This is a genomic window from Niastella sp. OAS944, assembly GCA_024809215.1.
Lineage (GTDB): Bacteria > Bacteroidota > Bacteroidia > Chitinophagales > Chitinophagaceae > Niastella.
Map to the genome: position 1 here is coordinate 2,551,586 of JANUBW010000001.1, position 22,872 is coordinate 2,574,457.

General features: G+C 43.8%; 21 protein-coding genes and 1 pseudogene. 12 read left to right on the forward strand and 10 right to left on the reverse strand.

Annotated elements, in window-relative coordinates:
- Nucleotides 1–52 precede the first annotated feature (52 nt).
- Nucleotides 53–733, forward strand: a complete 681-nt coding sequence (trmD, locus tag GGD38_RS09765; protein WP_375298184.1) for a tRNA (guanosine(37)-N1)-methyltransferase TrmD — start codon at nucleotides 53–55, stop codon at nucleotides 731–733.
- Between the two features lie 256 nt (nucleotides 734–989).
- Here the strand turns inward: trmD and GGD38_RS09770 are convergent, their stop codons facing one another.
- Both GGD38_RS09770 and GGD38_RS09775 read right to left on the reverse strand, forming a co-directional pair.
- Nucleotides 990–3,446: a TIM-barrel domain-containing protein gene (locus GGD38_RS09770; RefSeq protein WP_375298183.1), complete on the reverse strand. Its 2,457-nt coding sequence runs from the start codon at nucleotides 3,444–3,446 to the stop codon at nucleotides 990–992.
- Nucleotides 3,447–3,672: 226 nt separating this feature from the next.
- Nucleotides 3,673–4,395 carry a hypothetical protein gene (locus tag GGD38_RS09775; RefSeq protein WP_375298182.1) on the reverse strand — a complete coding sequence of 241 codons (723 nt, stop codon included), beginning with the start codon at nucleotides 4,393–4,395 and terminating at the stop codon, nucleotides 3,673–3,675.
- 262 nt (nucleotides 4,396–4,657) lie between these two features.
- Between GGD38_RS09775 and ade the strand changes: the two genes are divergently transcribed.
- Nucleotides 4,658–6,313, forward strand: a complete 1,656-nt coding sequence (gene ade, locus GGD38_RS09780; RefSeq protein WP_375298181.1) for an adenine deaminase — start codon at nucleotides 4,658–4,660, stop codon at nucleotides 6,311–6,313.
- Here ade and GGD38_RS09785 read toward each other — a convergent pair.
- From GGD38_RS09785 to GGD38_RS09800, 4 genes and pseudogenes are all read right to left on the reverse strand, one after another.
- Complete coding sequence (locus GGD38_RS09785) at nucleotides 6,237–6,710, reverse strand: lycopene cyclase domain-containing protein (RefSeq protein WP_375298180.1); 474 nt, start codon at nucleotides 6,708–6,710, stop codon at nucleotides 6,237–6,239. The genes ade and GGD38_RS09785 overlap by 77 nt on opposite strands.
- Before the next feature lie 72 nt (nucleotides 6,711–6,782).
- Nucleotides 6,783–6,992: a lycopene cyclase domain-containing protein gene (locus GGD38_RS09790; RefSeq protein ID WP_375298179.1), complete on the reverse strand. Its 210-nt coding sequence runs from the start codon at nucleotides 6,990–6,992 to the stop codon at nucleotides 6,783–6,785.
- Nucleotide 6,993: 1 nt separating this feature from the next.
- Nucleotides 6,994–7,458, reverse strand: coding sequence for a beta-carotene hydroxylase (locus GGD38_RS09795; RefSeq protein WP_375298178.1), 465 nt, complete (start codon nucleotides 7,456–7,458; stop codon nucleotides 6,994–6,996).
- Between the two features lie 11 nt (nucleotides 7,459–7,469).
- A pseudogene (locus tag GGD38_RS09800) lies at nucleotides 7,470–8,300 on the reverse strand (phytoene/squalene synthase family protein).
- A 295-nt stretch (nucleotides 8,301–8,595) separates the two neighbouring features.
- Here GGD38_RS09800 and GGD38_RS09805 point away from each other — a divergent pair.
- The gene (locus GGD38_RS09805) at nucleotides 8,596–9,258 is read left to right on the forward strand and encodes a Crp/Fnr family transcriptional regulator (protein WP_375298177.1); all 663 of its coding nucleotides are present in this window, start codon (nucleotides 8,596–8,598) and stop codon (nucleotides 9,256–9,258) included.
- Nucleotides 9,259–9,652: 394 nt separating this feature from the next.
- On the opposite strand, the gene GGD38_RS09810 is transcribed toward GGD38_RS09805, so the two are convergent.
- Nucleotides 9,653–9,883, reverse strand: a complete 231-nt coding sequence (locus GGD38_RS09810) for a hypothetical protein (protein WP_375298176.1) — start codon at nucleotides 9,881–9,883, stop codon at nucleotides 9,653–9,655.
- 385 nt (nucleotides 9,884–10,268) lie between these two features.
- Here GGD38_RS09810 and GGD38_RS09815 point away from each other — a divergent pair, with 385 nt between their 5' ends.
- The 6 genes from GGD38_RS09815 (at nucleotide 10,269) to GGD38_RS09840 (ending at nucleotide 15,547) form a co-directional block, all read left to right on the forward strand.
- Nucleotides 10,269–11,168 carry a LiaI-LiaF-like domain-containing protein gene (locus GGD38_RS09815; RefSeq protein ID WP_375298175.1) on the forward strand — a complete coding sequence of 300 codons (900 nt, stop codon included), beginning with the start codon at nucleotides 10,269–10,271 and terminating at the stop codon, nucleotides 11,166–11,168.
- A 28-nt stretch (nucleotides 11,169–11,196) separates the two neighbouring features.
- Nucleotides 11,197–11,556, forward strand: a complete 360-nt coding sequence (locus GGD38_RS09820) for a DUF4288 domain-containing protein (protein WP_375298174.1) — start codon at nucleotides 11,197–11,199, stop codon at nucleotides 11,554–11,556.
- A gap of 6 nt (nucleotides 11,557–11,562) precedes the next feature.
- Nucleotides 11,563–12,630 (forward strand): sensor histidine kinase, encoded by a 1,068-nt coding sequence (locus GGD38_RS09825; protein WP_375298173.1) that lies wholly within the window; start codon nucleotides 11,563–11,565, stop codon nucleotides 12,628–12,630.
- Nucleotides 12,631–12,656: 26 nt separating this feature from the next.
- Nucleotides 12,657–13,397 carry a LytR/AlgR family response regulator transcription factor gene (locus GGD38_RS09830; protein WP_375303797.1) on the forward strand — a complete coding sequence of 247 codons (741 nt, stop codon included), beginning with the start codon at nucleotides 12,657–12,659 and terminating at the stop codon, nucleotides 13,395–13,397.
- A 199-nt stretch (nucleotides 13,398–13,596) separates the two neighbouring features.
- The gene (locus GGD38_RS09835; protein WP_375298170.1) at nucleotides 13,597–14,733 is read left to right on the forward strand and encodes a T9SS type A sorting domain-containing protein; all 1,137 of its coding nucleotides are present in this window, start codon (nucleotides 13,597–13,599) and stop codon (nucleotides 14,731–14,733) included.
- 403 nt (nucleotides 14,734–15,136) lie between these two features.
- Nucleotides 15,137–15,547 (forward strand): hypothetical protein, encoded by a 411-nt coding sequence (locus GGD38_RS09840; RefSeq protein ID WP_375298169.1) that lies wholly within the window; start codon nucleotides 15,137–15,139, stop codon nucleotides 15,545–15,547.
- Nucleotides 15,548–15,633: 86 nt separating this feature from the next.
- Here the strand turns inward: GGD38_RS09840 and GGD38_RS09845 are convergent, their stop codons facing one another.
- The gene (locus GGD38_RS09845) at nucleotides 15,634–17,361 is read right to left on the reverse strand and encodes a M28 family peptidase (protein ID WP_375303798.1); all 1,728 of its coding nucleotides are present in this window, start codon (nucleotides 17,359–17,361) and stop codon (nucleotides 15,634–15,636) included.
- 368 nt (nucleotides 17,362–17,729) lie between these two features.
- Nucleotides 17,730–18,833: an anhydro-N-acetylmuramic acid kinase gene (locus GGD38_RS09850; RefSeq protein ID WP_375303799.1), complete on the reverse strand. Its 1,104-nt coding sequence runs from the start codon at nucleotides 18,831–18,833 to the stop codon at nucleotides 17,730–17,732.
- A 97-nt stretch (nucleotides 18,834–18,930) separates the two neighbouring features.
- Between GGD38_RS09850 and upp the strand changes: the two genes are divergently transcribed.
- The 3 genes from upp to GGD38_RS09865 all read left to right on the forward strand — a co-directional run bounded on the left by upp (nucleotide 18,931) and on the right by GGD38_RS09865 (nucleotide 21,979).
- A complete protein-coding gene (gene upp, locus GGD38_RS09855; RefSeq protein WP_375298166.1) occupies nucleotides 18,931–19,581 on the forward strand; it encodes a uracil phosphoribosyltransferase in 651 nt (216 codons plus the stop codon).
- Between the two features lie 192 nt (nucleotides 19,582–19,773).
- Nucleotides 19,774–20,796 (forward strand): PorP/SprF family type IX secretion system membrane protein, encoded by a 1,023-nt coding sequence (locus GGD38_RS09860; RefSeq protein WP_375298165.1) that lies wholly within the window; start codon nucleotides 19,774–19,776, stop codon nucleotides 20,794–20,796.
- Between the two features lie 70 nt (nucleotides 20,797–20,866).
- Nucleotides 20,867–21,979, forward strand: a complete 1,113-nt coding sequence (locus GGD38_RS09865; RefSeq protein ID WP_375298164.1) for a GDSL-type esterase/lipase family protein — start codon at nucleotides 20,867–20,869, stop codon at nucleotides 21,977–21,979.
- A 110-nt stretch (nucleotides 21,980–22,089) separates the two neighbouring features.
- Here the strand turns inward: GGD38_RS09865 and GGD38_RS09870 are convergent, their stop codons facing one another.
- On the reverse strand, nucleotides 22,090–22,701 hold the full coding sequence (locus GGD38_RS09870; RefSeq protein WP_375298163.1) for a DNA-3-methyladenine glycosylase: 612 nt from the start codon (nucleotides 22,699–22,701) through the stop codon (nucleotides 22,090–22,092).
- Between the last annotated feature and the right edge of the window lie 171 nt (nucleotides 22,702–22,872).

Sequence of the window (22,872 nt, forward strand, 5' to 3'; positions counted from 1 at the left end):
ACCGTGCCACGGACTGGAGCCGTGTCACGGTTCAATATATTATCTTTGCACCATGCGTATTGATATTATTTCCGTTTTACCTGAGCTGCTCGAAAGCCCGTTTTCCCACTCTATTATGAAAAGAGCCCGCGATAAAGGCTTACTGGAGGTGCATGTGCACCACCTGCGCCAATGGGCCGTAAACGAGTATGGCCAGGTTGACGACTACCAGTACGGTGGCGGCGCCGGTATGGTAATGATGTGTGAACCGCTGGCCAACGCCATTGAAACGTTGTCGAAAGACAGGAAATATGATGAAATTATATTTATGACACCCGATGGTGAACGGTTCAACCAGTCTGCTGCCAACCAGCTGTCGCTGAAAGAAAACCTCATCATCATTTGCGGGCACTATAAAGGCATAGATGAGCGTATACGCGAACATTACGTTACCAAAGAAATTTCTATAGGTGATTATGTATTAAGCGGTGGCGAGTTGGCGGCGGCTATTGTGGTTGATGCCGTTGGCCGTTTACTGCCGGGTGTGCTGGGTGATGAAACTTCTGCTCTTATGGATTCCTTTCAGGATAACTTATTAGCGCCGCCTGTTTATACCCGCCCTGCAGATTTCAGGGGTTGGAAGGTGCCTGATATCTTATTAAGCGGCGATCCTAAAAAAGTAGATGACTGGCGGTATGAACAATCGCTACAACGTACTAAGGATAGAAGACCTGATATGCTGGATGAACATTAAAAAAGCGCCCCAGTGTCGGAGCGCTTTAGCTAGTTAACTATGCTATCAAAAAGATCAAAAGGTAAATCAGTAACTGCATAGCCAGTGTTAAGACTATTGTCTTTTTCATAAGGGTGGATTTACTTGCCCTTTTATGAGCATGCCGCGTGCCAAACTGAAATTATTTGCATAGGAGAACTACGGCACGTAATTAACACAAACTCCTCTCCTCCTGACAATCAACCCCTTCCTAAAAACATATTTATTCACACGCGGTTTATTTAGCAGTTGTCAATTCAACTTTTAATGGCTTTCCCACAAACTCTATTGTTACAAAATCGTTGGTAAGCTGTTGAAAGGGATCTTTTTGTTTACCCATACTTTCTGCAGCTACGGGTTTACCATTAACCAATACCTGCTGGCCCGCAGCCAGCCCTGTTGGTAATTCAAGATTGAATTTGCGTTTGTATTTTTTCCCGTATTGATTGGGGTTATTGGTAGTGATGTCGATGGTCACTTTATTACCTGCCGTAACACCTTTAAAGGTTACCAGTTCGTACTCGGCTTTCTCTAATGTTCTGGCACTTGTACCATCATCATCGTACCAAACATACGTTGATGCACCGGCAGAAGGATAATAGCGTATGGTTACATCCTGCGAATTGAACGACTCTGTGGATTTAATAGTATCCTTTGAGATCCATAATGGAACAAAAGCGCCTTCCCGCACAAAAAGCGGTATTTGTTTTATGTCTGCGGGCTGACTTACCATTTTACCGCCATCAACAACTGAATTGTTTACCAGGCTATACCATTTACCAGCCGGTAAATACAACATGCGTGCAGTGGCGCCCTGTGAAGTTATTGGGGCTACCAGAATATTATCACCCCACAGATATTCCTCTTCGGCCCTTACGGCATTGCTATCGGCAAAATTGTAATAATACAATGGGCGCATCAAAGGTTTACCCCATACTGCCTGGTCGTAACTTAAGGAGTAGTTGTATGGCAATAACTGGTAACGTAAGTTGATGTAATTGCGTACAATACTTTTATAGTTGTCGGGTAAAAAGCCGGGCTCCGAAGGTTTTTCACTTTCATCAGCTGGTTTACCATATGGTCTGAACACAGGTGTGAAAGCTGCAAACTGTAACCAGCGGGTATACAATTCAGGGTCTATAGTAAGTGAGCCGCCGGCATTTGAATGCACATACGGCAGTCCACTCAGGCTCATTCCCAATAAAACCAATGGCTGCGCTTTTAAGCCGCTCCAGGTTTGCGCAGCATCGCCCGTATAGGGAAATACACTATAACGCTGGCTGCCGGCAAAACCAGAACGGTTCAACAGGAACAAGCGTTGATCACTTACATCCGATGCATATTTTTCAGCAAACATTTTGCTGAAGTAATGCCCATACACGTTATGCACTTCATCCGCGCCCATGAGGCGGGCAACGCCATAATCTTTCAGGTTGTGCATCATGGCAGACGGATGCTTCTCTGGTTCAGCCAGATCGAGCCACCAGCCGCTTACTCCATTACCCACCTGCTTTTTGTACTGCTTCCAGATAAAATCCTGCGATTGCCTGCGGAAGATATCAACCAGGCCGCCGGTACCATATGAAAGATCGGGAACCATCATAGCACTGCCATTAGCGCCGGTTGCCAAAAATGGGGTTGCTTCGGCATATGTTTTTGTATTCTGTAAAATGAAAGGTTCGGTAATGAGTACCGACTTTAAATTATCTTTTGTCTTTAGGTCGGTAAGCATGAGTTTTGGGTTGGGCCATTTCTGAGGGTTCACCCAATCTATATTACCCATGGTTCCCTTTACATTATCACCAAACCAGAACATATCAAATGCCAGCCCATCCATGGGAAAATGATCGTTCTTCATTTGAGCCACTACCTTTTTCACATCTTCCTCACTACGATAACCAAAGCGCGAAACAAAATTACCAAACACCCAGCGGGGCGGTAATGGCTGGCGGCCGGTAATGGCGGTATAATTGGCAAGCATTTCATCGATGCTTTTTCCAAACACCACATAATAAGTAAGTTCACCACTGGTAAAACCGGCTTCGAGAGTATTCTTCTCGGTTAAACCAATATCAACATACCCTTTGCTGGGGTTATCAAAAAACAAAGCATAACCGGCACTGGAAATTAATACCGGTACAGAGAAGTTCAGGTTTTCGGCGCCCAGTCCATACCCATTGGCTGCCGTGTTATATAAATTCAATTTGTGTCCGCGCCGGTTCATAGGTAATGCGCGTTCGCCACCACCAAAGAACTGTTCGTTATCAAATAACTGGAATTTAAAACCGCGGGTATCGCCCTGTACAAAATAAGTGGCCGATTTTACTTTTACTTCTTTACCCGTTTTATAATACAATTTTTCGCGCTGCACTACCACGCTGGTAAGGTTATCCCATTCAACCGTTTGCGAAATAGCGTTTGTGATCTTTGTGCCAACAGGTTGCACTTTAGCAATTACGGCATCAGATACCTGTTCCGTTTTACTGTAGTCGTTAGGTTTGTAAGTGGTTTTAATGACCGCATTGGTAAACCCCTGAAAGGTCCAGGTACCTTCTTTTGCTTTGTAAACGACTTCCGTGGTCTTTCCAACGAAGGGGTCTTTGCCAACGGTGTTTATAATTGTTTGTTGAGCGTGCACCGTTCCTAAACCAATCAATGCTATAATGCTGCAAATACTTTTTTTGTTAATTGCCATAATGCCTGATTAAGGCATCAAATTAAAAAAACAACCGTTACCGGCAAACTAAAAAACAGCTATGACCTGTAAGGTCCATCATCGGAGCTTGCATATACAGCGCGATGACCTGGACCTGACAGGTCAAGTAGAATGAAAAAAGACCTGTCAGGTGCAAAGTTGCATGCTGACATTGCACGCTCAAGTGACGCACCTTACAGGTCTTGTTCAGAAAATGTTAAAGTTGTTATTTAGGCATTTCGAACAACTTCATATCAATGTCCTTATTGATCTCGGTCTTTTTGCTGGTAATGTTCAGCACCAGGCCTTGCGACATGCTTATTTCGGTTGTAGTGGGCATTACAAAACCATAATCGGTTTTCTTATAGTTTGAGAAAGAGACGGTGGTCTCAATATCGGCACCCTGAGCGGTTGTTTTAACCGAACTTTTAATAATGTAATAAGTAGCGGGGTCTATCCAGAAAAGGCTTTCAACACTATCCTTTGTCTTTAATTTCAGTTTAAAGGCCTGAGCTGCACCTACCGCTTCTTTACCTACCAGCTCAACCGTGTTACCTTTTGCGGCATAGTTAAACAGGGGGCCACCGGCATCCAGTTGCGCTTTACCAGCTTTTAACTGGTCTTCGGGCATGGCTTCTGCAGAGGATTGCCCCATCATTGGGTTAATAGCCCAACCACCCTGGTCGGTAACGCACTGAATGATCTTTTGACCACCAAAGCTTACTTCATTTTTATAGGCTTTACCATTTACAAGCCAGGTGGCACCAGCAACCTGTTGACCCATTACTTCCAGGTCGTATTCGGTGTAAACGGTTTTAATTGCAGCCAGCTTATCCTTGCCACCCAGCGCTTCAATATGTTTATTGATAATTTCGTCGGCGGTTTGTGCACGTAATGAAAAAACAGACAGCACGCTTGCTGCCATCAGAACTACTCGGAGAGATCTCATTTTTTGACTTTTTGTTGGTAAAATGGTTGTATACATTGGTCGGGTCTACAATATAGCTTTTTCCCGGATCGCAGATCAATAAAATTAGTGGCGTTCTGTGTTAAAATATTACAACTAAGTAATTTCCTTTTAAAAAATTAATATTGTGACCTGAAGGGGCCGAAGTAAGAGGTAGGAAGTAGGAAGTAAGAAATTCCCGAAATTCGGTTTTTCCTACTTCTTACCTCGTATTTCGTACTTCTTTTACTTATAAATCGAAATCATGCAATTCACGATAAAGGGCAACCTGGTAGACATATGGAACAATAATATATATACCGCAGCTATTACCATAGCAAACGGAAAAATTGATTCAATAACCCCCATTGAAGGCGAGCCTGCTGACAAACAACGGTATATACTACCGGGGTTTATTGACAGTCACGTACATATTGAAAGCTCGATGCTGGTACCCTGTCAGTTTGCACGGCTGGCGGTTGTGCATGGTACGGTGGCCACCATTAGCGACCCTCATGAAATTGCCAATGTTTGTGGTATGGAAGGGGTAGAATACATGATCGAAAATGGCAACACCGTTCCCTTTAAATTCTTTTTTGGCGCACCAAGTTGTGTACCGGCCACTACTTTTGAAACGGCCGGCGCTACCCTCGATACCGATGAGGTGGCCGCCCTTTTACAAAAACCCGAGATCCCCTATTTAAGTGAAATGATGAATTTCCCCGGCGTATTGTACAACGACCCGGTGGTAATGAAAAAAATAGCAGCTGCCCGGCAGGCAGGCAAACCTGTTGACGGCCATGCCCCCGGTTTACGCGGCGAACAGGCCCGCCAGTATATTGAAGCGGGCCAACCCGGCCAGGTGATCATTAGCACCGACCACGAATGTTTTACCCGCGAAGAAGCGTTGGATAAATTACAGTACGGCATGAAGATCATTATTCGCGAAGGAAGCGCCGCCCGCAATTTTGAAGCGTTGATCGACTTATTGAACGACCACCCGCAACACATTATGTTTGGCAGCGACGACAAACACCCCGATAGCCTCGTAGCCGGTCATATAAACCAGCTTTGTGCAAGGGCAGTAGCAAAAGGTATCGATGTATTTAAAGTGATACGGGCCGCCTCTGTTAACCCGGTACTGCATTATAAAATTCCGGTTGGCCTGTTACAACCAGGCGATGCCGCCGATTTTATTGTAACCAGCGACCTGCAACAGTTCAACGTACTGCAAACTTATATCAATGGAGAACTGGTGGCAGAGAATGGCAAATCGAATATTGCCTCAAAAACTTCGGGCCGCATCAATAATTTCAATTGCAAAAAAAAGACGGCCGCCGATTTTAAAATACCATTTAACGGAGAAAAAGAAATACCAGTAATTGAAGCGCTCGATGGCCAATTGATCACTAACAAACTTTTATTAGCACCGAAAACAATTGACGGGTTTATAGTTAGCGATACCGAAAGAGATCTTCTAAAAATAGCTGTGGTGAACCGTTACACCGATGCCGTGGTAGCCACCGCCTTTATAAAGAACACCGGGCTAAAAGAAGGCGCCATTGCCTCATCGGTAGCCCACGACAGTCATAATATTGTGGCCGTAGGTGTTGATGACGAAAGTCTGTGCAATGCGGTGAACCTGGTTATTGAACAACAGGGCGGCGTAAGCTGTGTAAGCTTACAGGCTTCATTGGTTTTGCCATTACCGGTTGCCGGGTTAATGAGTGCAGAAGATGGTTACGATGTAGCTAATTCATATACAGCCATCGATGCCATGGCAAAATCGTTGGGCACTACCCTTTCGGCGCCGTTTATGACGCTTTCTTTTATGGCATTGCTGGTTATTCCACATTTGAAACTGAGCGACCTCGGACTTTTTGACGGCGACTCATTTCAACTGATACAGGCGGCGCGTTAAATACCGGTTTAAACTTTTCGTAAAAGAAAAGATTGAACAATAACATATCGAGTGCATACACAAAATCTTCAACCGGTATAGTAAATACCCTGAGGCCCAGGTTCTCCGCATCATTGTACCATACAACAGGTTGTTGCAAACCGGTGCCGGTAAGTATGCCGTTCACTATTAGAAATGGAATAAGTAGTAAGGGATAGATTGACAAAAAACCAGGCAGCCATTTTACCTTAACTATGAACTCCAATGCTATCAGCAGTACAGCTGTACTTATACAGCTCACCGATGTATATGCCCTGCCTAAATTATTAAAACCAATTAAAAGCAGTAGAGCCGACAATACAATCACTACAGCCCTTTCAAACCGTAATGGCCACCTGATATTATAAAATGTATTCAAACAGTGATAGGTAAATACACAGGCAAAGGGAATGAATATGAAGAACAGCACTTCTTCAACCGGCAGGTTAAACTACTTAAACCCCAAGGTGTAGGCATAGTTAAACCCCCAAACATTTTGCCCGGTAAATAAAACATCCCAGCCAATAAAACAGGCCGATGCAATAGCGTTACCTGCAATAAACGCCTTGAAGTGATTATTAAACCTGATGGCCGGATAAAACGAGAACAGAAACGGAACAATAGCCGAAAAGATATTGATCAGCAAATAAGTTAAATGCATATTAATTACCCTGCATTTTCATTTTAAAATATTTGAACGGTACCCACAACATGCCAAAACACTCGCCTTCTTCTTTATCCAAATGTTTATGATGCACTTTATGCGCCCGGCGTATGGCTTTAAAATAAGCATTGTTCGAGTTGCGGAGTATTTTAAACCGCTGATGAATAAAAACATCATGCACCAGAAAGTAGGCCAGTCCGTAAATTGTAATGCCACACCCAACCCAAAATGCCCAATTGTAACCATTGCGCATACCCCAAAATAAACCGGCAATACCGGGCAGCGCGAATATTAAAAAGAAGAGATCGTTGTGTTCAAAAAAACCTTCACTTTCTTTGCGGTGATGATCTTTATGCAGGAACCAGAACAGGCCATGCATAATGTATTTATGGGTAAACCAGGCCACTCCTTCCATGCCTACAAATGCTGCCAGTACAATCAGTATATTTATGATGATCGCCATAATAAACAGGTTTAAATAATATTCAACTGGTATTTTACATTAGATTGTACCATCAATGCCAGTTTTTGATAATTAGGGATACGCACGCGCGCGCTGAGTATTTTTTCTGCAGGCAATCGTTTTATTTTTTTAAACAGCACCCAATAGTAGTAATACGCCAGGTATACCCCTTTCTTTGACGAAGCCGGCAGCATCTTTATTCCTTTCAGGGCTTCCGAAAAATCTTCTTCTATTTCTTTTTCTATCTTTTCTTTATCGGCTTTTGAAAAATTGCCCAGGTTAACCGAAGGAAAATAGGTTCGCCCCAGCTGCAGGTTATCGGCCTGTGCATCGCGTAAAAAATTCACTTTCTGAAAAGCAGCGCCTAATCTCATAGCGTACGGATTGAGTTTTTCTTAAGACCCGGCCTTGCCATTGGTGAACACATGTAGACACATTAAACCTACCGCTTCGGCAGAACCGAGTATATACTTTTTATAGCTTTCTTCATTATACGTTTGGCAGTACAGGTCCATCTCCATGCTGTCGAGAAAAATATCTATCCATTTTCTATCGATATCGTACTTATGCACCACGGCCTGAAAGGCATTCAACACCGGGTTCAATGATATTTTGTCGCGCAGGGCGGCATCGGTATCATTTCGAAATGCAGTCAACAGTTCTTTCTTGTTGTACCCCTGAAAGCTATCTACAATTTCATCGGCAAACCGTACATAAATGGCATAAATAGGTTCGCGCAAAGGCCTGGCCAGGCAAAGAATGCCAAGCGAAAAACTTGTGCTGTATGTTTTCGTTGTAAGCTTGCTGCACTCAATAGAAACCCTGTCAAACAAATATTTCATGTGTCTTTTTTGTTAAGTACTTGTTTAATAATCCAGCGGCTATTTTTCCAGAAATAATTGAAGGCGGCACGCCTGGTCCGGGTACGGTTAACTGACCTGCGTAAAAGAGGTTCTTTAGTTACCATTGTTAAACACAGAAAAAAATCCCCAGTTACGCGACCCCATTCTTCATATTATAATTAGCATTTAACTAAGATTTTCTTTATATCTTTAGTAACAGCTATCCATTGCATTACCTGCGCCTTTCCTTTGAAACTAAGAATGTTGACAATTAAGGAACCTAAAACCTTACAAGATGACCACAACAACAGTAAACACAACGCCAGGGGTGGAACAATGGCTTTCTAAAAACATGAATTCCGAATCACCATTTACTCAGTATGTAAAAAACATCTACCCACTTAGTACAGCCGCGCAGGAGTTTATAAATCAAAAAGCATATCCCAGTCATTATAATAAAAATGAAATGCTGATCGCGGCTGGCGATATGTGCAAGGGCATTTACCTGATACGCAAAGGTGTGCTTCGCAGTTTTATAAAAGAAGGGCAGAAAGAGATCACCACCTGGATCTCGGGCGAACATGAACTGGCCACCTGTATTACCTGTTATGGATTAAAGCAACCTGCACGTGAAAACATTCAGGCGCTGGAAGATTGCGAACTGGTGGTGCTGAGTACCGAAGACCTGCAATATTTGTATGAGCATTTTCCCGAGAGTAATATTGTGGGCCGTAAAATACTGGAGAAATATTACCGCGATGCCGAAGAGCGGGCATTTATTGCACGCTTAATGGAGGCCACTACCAAATACAAACATTTTATTGCCACCAAAAGCGATCTGCTGAACCGGGTACCGCTAAAATTCATTGCCTCTTACCTGGGTATGACGCTTGAAACGCTTAGCCGTATCAGGAGTAAGTTATCGAGGAATATGAATGATATGGAGTTGGGGATTTAGTTGACGGGTTAATGAGGAGTTGAAAAGGTGATAGAGTTGATGTAGGTGATAAAGGAAATACAGACATCGTTCAAATTTACAGAATGGCCGGTTTGTTCTTCTGAACGGTCATCCAAATCAATTCAACCATTGTTCAATTCAATTACCAGGTCGTTTAATTTACTAATTGATGGATTTGATCTTTTGAACAACCATAAAATTCTATTTAACTGTCCTACAATTTAATGTTGCCATCGCTTAATTTTACTAAATGACCGGTTTGATTTTTTGAACGATCGTCCAATTAAACTAAACGGTCGGTTTGATCTTTTAAGCCATCATTCAATTCTATTCAACCATAGTTCAATTTTACTAAATGGCCGGTTTGATCTTTTGAACGACCATTCAATTTTATTTAACCATCATTTAATTCAGTTAAGCCATCGTTTAATTTATCAAATTGAGCAGTTTGATCTTTTAAGCCATCGTTTAATTTTACTAATTGGTCAGTTCGATGTTTTAGATCATCATTCAAATCAATTAAACCATTATTTAATTCAATTTTGCCATCGTTCAATTCAATTAAGTCATCGTTTAATTTTACTAATTGATGGGTTTGATCTTTTGAACGACCATTCAATTCCATTTAACTATCGTCCAACTCAATTTTGCCATCGTTCAATTTATCAAATTGAGCAGTTTGATCTTTTAAGCCATCGTTCAATCTTTTAAGTGCAGCGCTTAATGTATTAAATGTTACACTTGTTGTTTTAAATCGGCAATTCAAACTAAAGATCAATCACTTACACCAAAAGCCCGAAACCCCGCAGACCGGGGAACCTGTATTCCTTGGTAACCGGAAACCGGTAGCCGGCATAACATGAAACTCCATAGACCTGGGAACCTGAAACTAAGAACGGAGAACTTTCACCGGTAAAAAATCCGCTTTTACCGACTTCCACCTTCCTTTAGGCGGCCAACGCTTGCCGGCTGGCGCTGTGGCAGTTAGCTTTGTTGAAAATTATTACCCCATGCGCGACAAAGCATTTAAAGAACAGCAAAGGGCCTTAAGAGATGAAAGAAGAAAGGCGGCACTTGGCAGACGCGGACAACGTAAAAGAAGTGGTAGTGTACTGGCCGGCCTGCTGTTACTGTGCATTGGTACCATCCTGTTGTTAAAACAGTTTGGCTTTCCCTTCCCCGAGTGGTTATTTACCTGGCCCATGATAGTAATTGCGTTTGGTTTGCTGGCCGGTGCCGGTAACTCGTTCCGCGATCCGGGTTGGGTTATTATTTGCGGAGTAGGCGTTGTTTTCCTGCTCGGTAGAGTATGGACCGGCACTCCCATTCATCACTTTATATGGCCCGTACTTATTATAGCTGCAGGCTTTATTTTCATCCTGGCGCCCCGCCGCCACCGTATGTGGCACCAGCGGTTTCATGAGTACGATGAGGAAGAAAGAAAGAACTGGCAACGCCATGGATGGCACCAACCACAAGAGGTAGAAGAACCTGTTGTTACACCCGTTGTTACAGACACTGACGGTAATCCAATAGCTCAACCACAAAAGCCTGAAAGCGGAAAAAGAAGTCCCGATAACTGGCTCGATACAGTGACCATCTTTAGCTCAGTAAAGAAAAATGTGTTCTCAAAGAATTTCAAAGGCGGTGATGTGGTATCCATATTCGGGGGAGCAGAGATCAATTTAACGCAGGCCGACTTTCAGGGTTCCATAGCCATTGAAGTGGTACAGATCTTTGGCGGTACCAAACTGGTAATACCACCGCACTGGCAAATACGCTCTGAAATGGTAGCCATTTTTGGTGGCATCGATGATAAACGCCCGCCCCAAATGACCTATGATGAAGATAAAGTAGTTGTATTACACGGTACTACCATCTTCGGCGGCATTGAAATAAAAAGCTATTAATTACATACAACCATTAAAAACCTGTTATATGCACTGGTTCCTTGCAAAAATAGTTTACCAAATAGTTTGTGGCGAAGGAAATCACACCGCCCAGTTTGATGAGCAGTTACGCCTGGTACAGGCCGTTGACGAAAACGAAGCCTTTAATAAAGCCAAAGCCATTGGTGAACAGGAGCAGGAGATGTTCATGAACCAACAACAAAAATTAGTTACCTGGCAGTTTGTGAATGTATGCGAGCTGTATAAGATATCAGCACTTATCGATGGGGCCGAATTATATTCACGTATACAGGAAACCGATAACGCCGGTTCGTACATTGAGCTGGTAAATAAAAAAGCCGCTCATATAAAATCAAGTAATACACATAAGTATTTGCAATTATTTTAACGCAGTATGGCATCATCACCACTTGGCACATTAAAGAATAAAACCATTTTTGCCGCAGCCTGGCTGGGCTGGTCAATAATGCAGGTTAAAATACTGCAGGATTGGGGCTTTACAGCAAAGATAGCTGCATTAGACAGCCTGGTGAGTAATGGATTGCTGGCAACCTTTACTATAATAATTGTAAACAGCCTCAGGTATTATAGACCCAAAAAAGGGAAATACATATACATCATAACCATTTGTGCAGTTAAAGCCGGGTTATGGGGCGTGTTGGTAAAATATATTATGTCGAATATTTTTCCTGCAGAAACCGCCTACCTCGATTTTCTTGAAAAATTCATGCCCATACGATTTGATATTGCGTTACTGGTTGCGTTGTGTATGGCCCTTATAAGTGAATTGTTTTATACGCTCGAAGAACAGAAAGACAGTGAGTACCGGAAAACAGATGCCGAAAAACTGGCACGCGAAGCGGAATTGTATAAACTGCGTCAGCAATTACAACCGCATTTTTTATTCAACAGTCTGAACTCAATCAGCGCCCTGATAACCATTCAACCGGCACAGGCGCGTAAAATGATACAACAGTTATCTGATTTTTTAAGAGGTACGTTAAAGAAAGAAGAGAACCAGTGGATAAGCCTCGAAGATGAATTACAACATTTACAGTTGTACCTCGATATTGAAAAGGTACGCTTTGGTCACCGGTTAAATACGGCCGTTACCTGCGCAGGTGCCGACGCTAAACTTACATTACCAAGTATGTTATTACAACCGCTGGTTGAAAATGCCATAAAGTTTGGCTTGTACGACACTACCGAAACGGTGACCATAACAATTGATGCCGCCAGGGAAAGCCATTACCTGGTAGTAACCATTCAAAACCCTTTTGATCCTGAAACGTCGTCGCCCAAACAGGGAACAGGGTTTGGTTTAAGTTCTGTACAACGGCGTTTATATTTGCTGTTTGCCCGCAACGATCTGTTGAGCACCCGGCATACCGATAACCTGTTCACCACTGTTATAAAGATCCCTCAGCCCAAAGCAGTTGGTACCGAAACTTTGAATTATTAAAACCTTATAAAAATAACTTTACCGGAATGAAAAAAGCCATTATTGTAGACGATGAACCGCTGGCCCGTATGGTAGTAAAAGAATACCTGCTGCAACATCCTAACATTACCGTAGTACATGAATGTAATGATGGCTTCGAAGGTATTAAAGCAATAATCCAACATCAGCCCGATGTAGTATTTCTGGATATACAAATGCCTAAAATAAATGGCTTTGAAATGCTGGAACTGGTAGAACAGCCACCGGCAGTGATTTTCACCACCGCTTTTGATGAATACGCCATAAAGGCTTTTGAGAGCCATGCGGTAGATTATTTATTGAAACCCTTTAGCCAGGACCGTTTTGATAAAGCCATTGAGCGTTTAACAGAACGCGATGCTACTGTAACATTAAATAATACCCGCGACCTGCTCGATACGGCTGCCCAGGGCCCACAGCAAAACCAACGCATTGTTGTAAAAACAGGCAATAAGATCAAGATCATTCCTATAGATGAAGTGCACTATCTTGAATCGGCCGATGATTATGTAAAGATCCACACCAAAGAAGGCGCATTTCTGAAAAACAAAACCATGGGGCATTTTGAAAAGGTGCTCGACCCACAGCAATTTGTGCGTACACATCGTTCGTATATGGTTAATGTGCAGCTGGTTACCCGCATAGATCCTTACGAAAAGGAAAATTTTCTGGCCCAGTTAAAAACAGGTGCACAGGTGCCCGTTAGTAAAACCGGTTATGCCAAACTGAAATCTGTACTCGGCATTTAACTTTGACCGGATACAGGTAACACCCATACGCCTAAGCGCTAACACTTACAAATAAATATAAATATTATTTAAACTGCATACTTCCATTGCCGTTATTTAGTCGCGGTGCATCACTTCGGTGTTTATACATAGGCTATTTGTGCGTTCAGGTTAAAGATGAAGACAGAGGCTGATTCATTTATCATTAACCCTATAACTTATGTATCCGGTACCCGACAACTGCGGTAAAGGCGCCGCTATGCTCTTACTTTCCCTTTCGCTTGTTTCATTGCAGCCCGGGCGGGCACAGTGTATTGCCGTAGGCCCCAAAAGTCCGGCTACTTCGGCAAATGTTTCCTACTCGGGCAGCGATTATGCTTTTCATAATCCATCAAATGCACTGGTGAATGATAATAATTTCGCTTATGCAGCATCGCTTGCAAGTATTTTTAACAAGACCACCGACTACTTACAGGTCAAAGACTTCGGTTTTAACATTCCCACGGCTGCCACTATCTGTAACATTGAAGCGAAAGTAGTTAAAAGCGCAACAGACATAGACCTTTTAATTATTAGCGCCTGGGTAAAAGATTATGATGTGCGCATTATAAAGAACAATGTGCTTGCAGGCAATAACCAAAAAAACAGCGCTGCGTGGAATGATGCGCCAACCGCTGTTACTTATGGCGGTTCAGACCCGCTTTGGGGAACAACCTGGTCGCCGGCAGAAGTGAACAATAGTAACTTCGGGCTTTCGATCGCTGCTGAAGTAAAAACCGGTATAGGGTTGCTGCCTGTTATAAATATTGATAACATCAGCCTTACCGTTTATTATTTAGACCCCAGCGTTTTACCTGCGCAGGTAGTTCAGTTCAATGTAGCCCATGGTTCAAACAATACAGCTTTGGTTTCGTGGAAGCAAAGCAGTGGCGATGCAGCAACGTCCTTTATTGTTGAACGATCGGTAAATGGGTCAACGTGGGAAAGCCTGCCAGGCAATGTGCAAAAGAACAATACCGCTTCGTTATTTAAAGACAACAGACCTTTACCGGGTAAATCGTATTACCGGCTTAAGATGATCAATGCGGTTGGTAATGCACATTATACCACAACGCTACCCTTTGAACTTACAGACGTTACTTCGTTAACCTGTTACCCAAATCCGTTTACATCGGTGATACAGGTAAAGGGCCTGGAGGCGGGCGAACAGGTAGCGGTAAGTAATTTATTAGGGCAGCGGATATTCCTGAGCACGCCCGCAGCTACTAACACCCTAAGCATTAATATCAATGATCTTCAACCTGGTATGTATGTTATCAGCGCTGGTAACCGTAAGATGAAGGTGGAGAAGCGGTGAGCGGTGAGTGGTGAGTGGTGAGTGGTGAGTGGTATCCTAAATTCGAGATTAATAACAGTTAGCGACAGCTTGATTTTCGAGATCTTTGGTTTTATATGGGCGTGTTAATTCACGTGAAAAACGGTTGGACATCATGACCTTATTACGTTAGAACCCGCTACCACAGCGGGTTTTAACTTTTCAAAAAGGCTTACGGATACTAAAAACGGGCTTATGTTGGTTTTCAGTATCTCAAAACCTGGTGTATGTTTGCATTACGAAACGCAACTAACACACACCAAAGGGTGTATCTCTGGTAAAAATACGTTGCACACTCCGCTTAACTTACGCATTGCCTGCCTCCGCGATTGTCTCCCCATACAGGAAGTAGTAAACAGATCAATAACTTATAAACATTACAACTATGAAAAAGGCAATGAGGAATTATTACGGTTTAATGATGTTCGCATTAATCGCATTAACATTAGGATTCTCCACTATTACATTAGCTAACGACGAAGGAAAAGCCAAAAATATAACAGATCTTAAGTTTATCGGTAACATGGAAAACCAACCAGTTTTCCAACTGAACCTGAATAACACTGAAGATGATGAGTTCACCGTTACTTTCCGCGATGAGGCCGGTAACGTTCTGTACAACGACAAATTCAAAGGCGCTAACATTAGCAAGAAGTTCATGTTGAAATCTGAGGAGTTTGGTGATTCAGCGCTGAACGTAGTAGTTAAATCGAAAAAATATAACACTACTGATGTGTACACTATCAACAGAAGCCACACTTACGTAGAAGAAACTGTGGTAAACAAGTTGAAATAATCAACATCGTCCAGTCATTCAACAATTACATAGTGATTTTCACAAAGCGTCCCGACCCAGGTCGGGACGTTTTTATTTATAGCGTACTATAACTGTGAAATATAGCTGGCTGTTTGCTGTTGAATTTGTTGTTTACCTTTTTCAATAGCCTGTTGCACCCGTTTACCGTTTCCCTTTGCCGGGATATCAGTTGCTGTGGTCAATGCTTTTACATACCAATCGCCCCATACTTGCAGTATATGTTGCTCTTTTGCTTTATCAGAGCCCGACTGTACCGCTTTTTTACTAAGCTCAAATTCTATTTGCAGCCGTTGTAAGGCATTGCGGGTAATATCATCAATAAGCGACGCAGCTGTTTTATCATCGGCTGTCGTTAACAGAAAAGCAGTTGCCAGCGCGCTTTTGGCCACATGTTTCATTTCGGCTGGTGAAACCATATCGAGCCTGTCGGCATCGGTATGATAAAACACATCGGTAAAATGCCACATCAGCAAACCGGGGATCTTTGCATTTAAAAACGGGGTATGATCGCTACCGCCCTCGAAAGGATTGGTGCGAACCGTCCAACCGGTTTTGGCCGCTTCAAACAAACACCTGTTCAACAACAGATCATTAAAATAATGCGGGAACATATCCGCCTCCGTAAGCGGACTGCCACCCCATTCGCTGTGTTTTTCATTACCGCGCGTCCAGATAGCCGAAGGATCGGGCATTTTTTCTATCAGAAAAGTACCACCTGTCTTTTGAATATCCTCGCCCACCATATCGAGGCTCAGTCCCCATTTAATACCTTTTGCCCTAACCGAATCATCGACAATATACCGGCGGGTTGAAACAATTTCATCGCCCCATAAAAACGTAAGGGTGCGTTGTGGTACTACCTTGTTCTTTTTTACCAGTAGTGCAGTGGTGCGCGCCATTTCGGCCAGTGCGCCAACACCCGATGCATTATCATTGGCGCCGGGTTCCTGTACATGGGCGCTGAAAACAAATCGCTCATGAGGTTTGGTTTTACCGCGTACATTGGCCACCAGCGTTAGTTCATCTGCTGTATAGATCTTTGTATTGACCACCACTTTAACCGTAACCGTTCCTTTTGCCAGGGCAGCCTTTAATCTTTCTTTAGCGGCATATGATAACAAAATGCCCCATTTCTGGTGCAACGAATCGGTATAACCGATACCCTGAAATTGAATGGAATGCGTATTTTTTGTGGGTTGATTATAACCCGGCATACTATACGCCAATGCACCCAGCGCGCCTCCTTTGATAGCATTGCCATACACTCCGCCAATACCAGTTTCGGCCATAACAATTTTACCGGTAAGATCTTTCCCTTCCAGTTCTTTGGCCGAACCTTTGCCCGCATATACCAGTTCGGCTGTTACTCCACCTTCGGGTGTGGCAGCAGAATACATGGCGATCATATTGCAGTTGGTTTTGAATTGCAGTACCGGTTCTTTTTCGCCTACAATGTACAGGCTGGCGTCTACCGGTTCCCAGGTAACGCGCTTCATGGGTCTTTTTTCAATGCGGTAGGTAAGCCTGGCCGTTTGTTCGCCATTGGTTTCGTTTACAAACCCGGCTTGTTGCAGTATTTTTTCTACGTGGTAAATGCTTTCGTTGAAACCGCTGTTACCGGCCAATCGCCAGCGTTGTTCAACAAACCATACGGTGTTGTAGGCCTGTTGTTCGTCGAAGGTTTTTTCTAAAAGTTGGAAGTATTTTTTTTCACGGGCCGCAGGTTGCGCCCATGCCGGCATAGCCGTAGATAGAAGCAGGACCGGTAAGGATAAGGTCAGGAATTTGTTCATGGTAAGGTTTTGTTTCGATGGAAACTATAGACTAAATATACTTATTTCTGCGGCAATCGTGAATCGGCAATCGGCAATGAATCTGAACCTCAAAGCCTCGCTATCGTGAAACGGCAAACGTGAAACGTGAAAAAGTTGACACGTTAACAAGTTGACACGTTGACAAGGAGCCTCAATTCGAGACTCGCTTTTTTCAGCGGCCCGCCGCACTCGCCGCAGGCGAATAAGGCGGGCATTTATGACTTACAAACTGAATAACTGAACAACTCAATAACCAGCAACTCACAACTAAGAACTAAAAACTGAAAACTGTGAACTGAACTCCGCGAACCGGCATTATCACATTAGCCAATTATCACATTAGTACATTACGCTTCCTGTCCTATCCAAACCGCGCCCCCAATACTACTTCTCGAGGCACCGGTAACCGAAGCCAGTACATTGTACTCTTCGCGCCAGCGTAATATGCCTATCAGCGCCATAATAAGGGCTTCTTTAAAATCAATAATATTCTTTTCAGGCACCACTACCTCTACCCCGGCTGGTTGTAATGCAGCCTGCAGGCGTTCTATCAAAAACCGGTTATGGGCGCCACCACCGGTTGCCAGCAGTTTCAGTGCACCGTTTGCCGGGGGGGCATTCTTCAACAGGTTCAAAATAGGTGCGCTTATTTGAGTGGCAATATGCTCAACCATGGTATGTAGTGCATCTTCAGTTGTAACGCCGCTGCCTTTTACCAGCGGATACAGCACATCGGTGCCAAAATCATTGGCCAGCGATTTGGGATGCGGCATGCGATAGTATTCCAGGTCGTTCAGCATGCTCAACAGGCTTTTGTTCAGTTTGCCGCTGGCGGCAATTTGTCCGCCATCGTCGTAAGGTTTACCAGCTTCATGGGCCAGCATATTCATAACCCGGTTGGCCGGGCAAACGTCAAAAGCAATGTATTTGTTAGGGTTGTTATACGAAATGTTGGCTATACCGCCCAGGTTCAGGAAAAAGTTATAGTTGCCCAGCAGTAATTTCTCACCAATAGGCACAATAGGCGCGCCCTGACCGCCCAGGGCAACATCCATGGCCCGAAGGTCGCTTACCACGTTAATACCCGTTTCAGCAGCAATGGCGGCGCCATCGCCCAGTTGGCCGGTCATTTTTTGAGCGGGGGCATGAAAAGTGGTATGGCCATGCGAGGCTATCAATTGTACCTGGTACTGCAGGTTGTGTTGGGCAATGAACGCATTTACCTGTTCGCCAATATAATGGCCGTATTCTGCGTGCAACAGCTGATAATCCAATGCATTAAGTTGAATGGCCCCACGCAGCCGCTTTACCCACTCTTCGCTGTAGGGGTAGCAATCAGCCGCTTTTATCTCATATTCCCATTTGCCTGCGCTTTCATGAAATTCAACAAATGCAATGTCCAGTCCGTCGAGAGAACTTCCGCTCATAATGCCGATTGCCCGATATATCATAACAGTTGGTAGATTTCTGGTATTAAAAAAGAATATTTAGAATAGATTTGCCCGTCAAATTTCATATATCGCCAACCAAAATCCAAAACGATTCTAAATGGTCATCAACCTAAGCTCAGAATGTTCATTGATTTCAGGCTGGATCAGCGAGATCAGGGACGTTCAAATTCAGTCGGACCGCATGCGGTTCCGCCGAAACCTGGAACGAATTGGAGAAATAGCCGCTTATGAAATAAGCCGCAAACTGGTATATGAAGAAAAAGAAGTGCAAACCCCGCTGGGCATTTCGCAATGCAAAGTGCTGAAAGACCAACCGGTGCTGGCCACTATTCTGCGGGCCGGCCTGCCCCTGCACCAGGGTTTACTGAATTACTTCGATAAGGCCGACAATGCCTTTATATCTGCCTACCGCAAACACAATCACGACGGTAGTTTTGAAATCAGCCTCGACTATATTTCCTGCCCCGAGCTGGAGAACAGGGTGGTGATCATTTCAGATCCCATGCTGGCAACAGGTTCTTCACTGGTAAAAACCATTCAATATCTGCGCGATGAAGGGCACCCAAGTGAAATTCATGTGGTAGTAGCCATTGCCTGTACAGTTGGCATTGAATACGTGAAACGCAGCGAACCGCATGTGAAGATCTGGTGCGGCGCCATCGACGAAGAACTAACGGCAAAAGGGTATATTGTTCCCGGATTGGGAGATGCAGGCGACCTCGCATTTGGTACCAAAGTACAGATGTAAATAGTGCTTTTGCACCATTTTCAGCCTTTCTTTTCCTGAGCCAACCTTTTCAGAAAAAAGTAAGTATAAATTAGATAATTCTTTTGTGAGAGAACGTGCGGGTGTTGAAAATTTAATACCCGGTTAAACCGTTTATAGCAAGACTTGTCGTTTATTTTTCGTATTTTGTTATTAGACTCGAAACCAATGCGGATGAGGAAATTATTATTAGTAATTCTAACATGCACCCTGCTGAAGACAGCCTCGGCACAAGACCCCAATTTTTCACAGTTCTTCGTTTCACCCCTTACACTTAACCCTGCTTTAACCGGCAAATTCAATGGCGACTTTCGCATAGCGGGCAACTACCGCGACCAATGGCCGGCGATCAGTAAGGCATTCGTAACTTCAACTGTTTCTTTCGACGCGCCCATATTACGTAACAAGATCTCTGAACTTGATACCTGGGGTGTTGGGGTACTGGCAATGACGGATAAAACTGCTAACGGTATCCTATCCACTAACATGCTGTCCCTTTCTACCTCCTATCATAAAGGCATCGACGAAGATGGATTGAACTCTATCGGTTTGGGCTTTCAGGGAACCTACAATACAAAACGGCTCGACGGTACAAAACTGAATTTCGAAGATGAACTTGACCAGTTTGGCGGTTGGACGAACCCCACCGGCGAAACAGTGAACGAAAGGCAGATCAACCTCAGTTATTTCGATCTTTCGGTAGGCGCCCTGTTCAATGGTTCAACCGATGGGTATAACAACTACTATTTGGGAATATCGGGCTACCACCTTAACAAACCCAAAGAATCGTTTACCGGCGATATCTTCTATACACTCAATCCCCGGTTAACCGTAAACGCGGGCGGCGCCATTCCTTTTGCCGACAACAGCCGCACAGTTTACATAAGCACATTGTTCAGCCGGCAGGCCGGTGCCACCAACATGGTAGCGGGCGGCGCAGTTGGCTTTATGATGAATGAGGATGAAGAAAACCCCACCAACTTTTATGCAGGCTTATGGACGCGCTTCAACAATGTGAACGACGCCCTTATTCCTTATGTGGGTCTTGAGTTTGGTGGTTTCAGACTGGGTGCCTCTTACGATGTAAACATATCCAGTTTGAAAGCTGCTTCACAAAGCCGTGGTGGTATTGAAATTTCTCTCATATTTATCAAGCGTCCGCCAGGCAACAAGGGTATCCCCTGTCCGCACTTTTAACATTATAGTATACTCTTTCGATAAAAAAATACTACGCATATGGCGCCAAATAAAATATTTTTGGCGCCATATGCTTTTACAGCCTGCCATTAAAACACTTATAACCGTAATCACATGCTGCTTTGTTTTCGGTTGTTCATTGACCAAACGCAGCGATACACCTATTGATCATTTACCGGCCATTGACCTGCACCCTTTTGGGCGAAGCGTCATCAACGAGCAACAGCACCTGGAGTTGATCAGTTCCGCCTGTCAATTTGGTTTTAGCTTTGATGACAGGGCCTTTCACCTGCAGGTATCGTTACCAGCCTGGCTGCATCACAACTATCTGCAATACGAGCTGGATGGCGTTTATAAGAACCGCATTCGCATTGATTCCTCTACCAAACTTATTACAATAGTAGCCCCAACAGCGGGTAAACATACCGTTTGGATATACAAAGCCACCGAAGCCCATACCGGCCCCATTATTATTCAATCGGTAAATGCCCGAAAAGTAAAAGCGCTTGAACGCCCCGAGGCGCCGCTTATTGAATTTATTGGCAACAGCATTACCTGTGGCGCTGCAGCAGATGCTTCTGACGTACCCTGTGGTACGGGTGTATATCACGATCAGCATAATGCGTATATGGCTTATGGCCCGCGTGTGGCCCGCGCATTGGGCGCCAATTATATAATGAGCAGTGTGAGTGGCATTGGCATTTACCGTAACTGGAACGACGAAGGACCGGGTATGCCGCAGATGTATGAAAAAACCGATTTCAGAATTAGCTCACAACAAACCTGGAATTTTTCAACGTATACCCCACAGATAGTAAGCATAGCCTTAGGCACCAATGATTTCAGTAATGGCGATGGCAGAAAACTGCGCAAACCGTTCGACAGCGCCGCTTTTGTAAACCAGTATATTCAGTTTGTGCAGCTGGTAAAAACAAAATACCCGGCAGCGCAAATAGCCCTGCTAAGCAGCGCCATGCTGCACGATCAAAAGCGTGCTTTATTACAGAATTGCCTTACAGCTGTAAAAGGAAAGGTTGATGCGTTGTATCCCAAGGGTAAACGGGTAGCGCTGTATTTCTTTCTACCCATGAATGCCAAAGGATGTACAGGTCATCCGAGTGTTGAGGACCATGAAATTCTCGCTAAAGAATTAATTCCATTTTATAAAGCCTTGCTACCCTAGATTCAGTTTGTGGTTTATGGTTTGTTGTTTGTGGTTATGCGAGCCTCGCGAAGTTGCAGTTTATCAAAGACCATAAAGTGCGGTAGCAATAACAAACTACAAACAACAAACTACAAACTCATTTTCTTCCCACTCACATATGGGTTATCCCTCAAAATAAAACGGTAAGGTAGTTTTGCATCTTCACCGGCATAATCAACACCAATACGGGGTGTGGCGATAATATCTTTTTTTTGGGGCACAAAATCATCTGAGGCTATATAAATATCATCGTCAAGTAAGTTTAGGCCCGTATGTTTTGTGAAAATTCCCAGGGCTTTCGATACGTTGCCGGGGCCTTTGGTGAGGGTATAATCGGCCACTCTTTTGCCGGTGCGTTCAAGCATGGTATTAATGCCATGTATGGGGTCAATGGCGCGAATAAGAACGGCATGGGGCACATCCTTTTTATTGGTAACCACATTAAACAGGTGGTGAATACCGTAACACAGGTATACATAAGCCGTGCCGCCGGCCTGGAACATTACTTCGGTGCGGTTGGTCCTTCGGTTGCCATAAGCATGTGAGGCCCGGTCAATGGCGCCGGCATAGGCCTCGGTTTCAACAATACGGCCATACGTCATAGCCCCGCTTAACTGGGTAACCAGCACTTTGCCAATCAATTCCCGCGCTATTTTAACCACATCGGCCCGCTCATAAAAACCGGTATCTAATTTTTTCATCGGCAACATTGAGTGGCAATTTTCTTTTATGAAGCTGCTTTAACTATATTTTATGAAACAATTAGGCCAGTATGATACTCAAAATTTAGTGATTATCATGACCTAAGGAAAATATTTACTAAGTTTGGGCCCGCCCAACAATAGTAAACGAAAAAATCAAATTTATAAAAC